This is a genomic window from Micromonospora sp. DT62 (assembly GCF_049847285.1).
In the GTDB taxonomy this organism is placed as follows: domain Bacteria; phylum Actinomycetota; class Actinomycetes; order Mycobacteriales; family Micromonosporaceae; genus Micromonospora; species Micromonospora reichwaldensis.
Genome location: NZ_JBNCOB010000053.1, coordinates 1 through 3,754, shown reverse-complemented (window position 1 = coordinate 3,754; position 3,754 = coordinate 1). Strand labels below are relative to the sequence as shown.

Genomic DNA, 3,754 nt, shown 5'->3' with positions numbered 1-3,754 from the left:
GCAAATCCACCAAACCACCCCACCGCAACGGCACCTCCAAACCCACCACCCGACCCAAACCCCACACCGCAGCACCCGCGACATCCGCCAACTCGTCCGAGCCGCCGACCGACACCGCCCCGCGCGTCAGCCACCACAACCGGCCCGTCCCACCGACGTCGGTCAGCGCCTGCACCACGGCCAGCGCCGTCGACACCTCGGCGGCGGCCGGAACCGGGGACGTCTCCCTGGGCTCGGCCAGCGACAGCAGGGACACCACGTGGGCGTCCCGGTCGTCGGACCCCGTCGCCTCCCGCAGCAGCCGCGCCACCCGGTCGCGGTCGGCGCCGGCCGGGACCAGCACCGGGACCGCCCGGTCCGCCCGGGCGGTCAGCGCCGCGGCCACCGGGTGGTCCTCCTGCCCGGGCGCCATCAGCAGCAGCCAGGTCCCCGCCAACGTCGCGGAGTCCGGCACGGCGGCCGTACGCCACGTCGCCCGGTACCGCCAGGAGTCGACGACGGCCCGCTGCTGCGTCGCCCGCCGCCACCGGGCGAGCTTGGGCAGCAGCGCCGTGGACGGCTCGTCCGCGCCCACCGCCAGTTCCTCGCCCAGCACGCCGAGGTCCCCGGACTCGACCGCCGCCCAGAACTGCTCGTCGGACGGGGCGTCGGCCCCCTCCGGAGCCGAGCCGGGCTGGGGGTCCTCCAGCCAGTAGCGCTGCCGGTCGAAGGCGTAGGTGGGCAGTTCCACCGCGCGCGGCCGGGCGCCGGTCTGGCCGAGGTACGCCGCCCAGTCGACGGTCACGCCGGCAGCCCAGAGCTGCCCGACGGCACTGGTGAGGGTGGTGACGTCGGGCTGGCTGCGGCGCAGCGTGGCGACGTACCGCACGTCGTCGGACGTGTCCGCCTCGGCGGCCATGGCGGTGAGGACCGCGTCGGGACCGACCTCCAGGAAGGTGTCCACCCCCTGCGCCCGCAGCGCCGCCACACCGTCGGCGAAGCGCACCGGCTGCCGCACGTGCCGCACCCAGTAGCCGGGATCGGTGACCTCCCCGGCATCCGCGACCGCGCCGGTCACGTTCGACACGATCGGAATCCTCGGCGGCTGCCAGTCGAGCCCCGCCACCACCGACGCGAACTCGTCGAGCATCGGCTCCATCAGGCGGGAGTGGAACGCGTGACTGACCGACAGCTCCTTGACCCGCCAACCCCGCTCACGGCAGGCCGCCACCACCGAGGCGACCTCGTCGGCGGCACCCGAGACCACCACCGACGCGGGGCCGTTGACCGCCGCGATGTCCACGGCCGCACCGCTCACGCCGATCAGTTCGGCGACAGCCTCCTCCGACGCGCCGACGGCCGCCATCACGCCGCCGGCCGGCAACGCCTGCATCAACCGGCCCCGCGCCGCCACCAGCGTGCACGCGTCCGGCAGGGACAACACCCCGGACACGTACGCCGCCGTCACCTCACCGATCGAGTGACCCGCCAGATAGTCGGCCCGCACACCCCACGACGAAAGCAGCTCCCACAACGCCACCTCGACCGCGAACAGGCCCGCCTGCGCGAACACCGTCTGGTCCAGCAACGCGGCAGTTTCCGAACCGGGCTCGGCGAACACCACCTCGCGCAGCGCACGCGGCAGCAAGCCGTCGAACCGGGCGCACACCTCGTCGAACGACGCCGCGAAGACCGGGAACGCGTCGTACAGCTCCCGGCCCATGCCGGCGCGCTGCGAACCCTGGCCCGTGAAGAGCACCGCCCGGCGACCCGCCGACACCACACCCGAGACGTGGCCCTCGGCCACCGTCGCGAGGCCCGCCGCCAGCTCGTCCACGTCCGAACCCCACACCACCGCCCGGTGCTCCAGCGCCGCCCGGGTCGTCGCCAACGACCACGACACATCCACCGGCGACACGGACCGGGACCGCACGAACGACGCCAACCGCGCCGCCTGACCCGCCAGACCCCGCTCGGAGCGCCCCGACACCACCCACGGCACCGGCAACCCGACGGGCGCGACGGGCGCCGGAGCTGATTCCGGCTCCGGCTGCTCGATGATCACGTGCGCGTTCGTGCCGGAGATGCCGAACGAGGAGACACCCGCCCGCCGGGGACGGCCCGCGCCCGGCCACTCACGCGACTCCGTCACCAACTCCACGGAACCGGAGGCCCAGTCCACGTGCGACGACGGCGCGTCCACGTGCAAGGTCGCCGGCACCGTCCCGTGCCGCATCGCCAAGATCATCTTGATGATCCCGGCCACCCCGGCAGCCGCCTGCGTGTGACCGATGTTCGACTTCACCGACCCCAACAACAACGGCACATCCCGACCCTGCCCGTACGTCGCCAACAACGCCTGCGCCTCGATCGGATCGCCCAACGACGTACCCGTACCGTGCGCCTCCACCACATCCACGTCGGCCGTCGACAGACCCGCACTCGCAAGGGCCTGCCGGATCACCCGCTGCTGCGACGGACCGTTCGGCGCCGTCAACCCGTTCGACGCACCGTCCTGGTTCACCGCCGTGCCCCGTACCACCGCCAGGATCCGGTGCCCGTCGCGCCGCGCGTCCGACAGCCGCTGCACCAGCAGCACGCCGACGCCCTCGGACCAGCCCGTGCCGTCCGCGGCGTCCGAGAACGACTTGCAGCGGCCGTCGGCGGACAGGCCGCCCTGGATGGAGAACTCGGCGAACGTGCCCGGTGAGGCCATCACGGTGACGCCGCCGGCCAGGGCCAGGTCGCACTCGCCCGACCGCAGCGCCTGCGCCGCCAGGTGCAACGCCACCAGCGACGACGAACACGCCGTGTCCACCGTCACCGCCGGGCCCTCAAACCCGAACGAGTACGCCACCCGGCCCGACAGCACGCTTGTCGCGTTGCCGGTGAGCAGGTGGCCGCCGACCTCCTGGGCCCGACCGACCGACCCGCTGGCGTACCCCTGGAAGCTGGCCCCGGCGAAGACGCCGACCGCGTTGCCCCGCAGGCTGGTCGGGTCGATGCCCGCCGACTCGACGGCCTCCCACGAGGTTTCCAGCAGCAGCCGCTGCTGCGGGTCCATGGCGAGGGCCTCGCGCGGCGAGATGCCGAAGAACTCGGCGTCGAACTCACCGGCGTCGTAGACGAAGCCGCCCCTGCGGGCGAAGGACGTGTCGGACAGGCCGCTGTTGAGGAAGCTGTCCCAGCCCCGGTCGAGGGGGAACTCGGAGATGCCGTCGCGTCCCGTGGAGAGCAGTTGCCACAGTTCTTCCGGGGATGCGACGCCACCCGGAAGGCGGCAGCCCATCCCGACGATCACGATCGGATCGTCGTCCACGGTGGCGACCCTGCGGTCGGCCGGCGCGTCACCCGATGCTCCGAGCACGGTCTCCCGGATGAAGGCGACCAGGGCGGCCGGCGTCGGGTGGTCGAAGACCAGGGTGGAGGGCAACGCGAGGCCCGTTTCGGCGGTCAGCCGGTTGCGCAGTTCCACGGCGGTGAGCGAGTCGAAGCCGAGACGTTGGAACGCCCGGTCCGGCCGCACCGCCTCCACGGTGGCGTGGCCGAGCACCGTGGCGACCTGGGAGCGTACGAGGTCCAGGAGGAACGCCTCGACCTCCGGCGGCGTCAGGGCCGCGAGCCGCTCGCGCAGTGCGGAGGCCCGGTCGGTGGGGCCGGTCTCGGCTCGGGCCGCCGCCTCGATCGCCGCCTGCGCTTCGGGGATGTCGGTGAACAGGCGGGACGGACGCAACGCCGTGAACGACGGCACGAACCGATCCCACCGCACATCCGC

1 pseudogene is annotated in these 3,754 nt (G+C 73.4%); it reads right to left on the bottom strand.

Features of this window, described 5'->3' with window-relative positions:
- Positions 1-3,730, bottom strand: a pseudogene (locus ACPXCB_RS31465) (type I polyketide synthase); the annotation flags it as partial.
- Between the last annotated feature and the right edge of the window lie 24 nt (positions 3,731-3,754).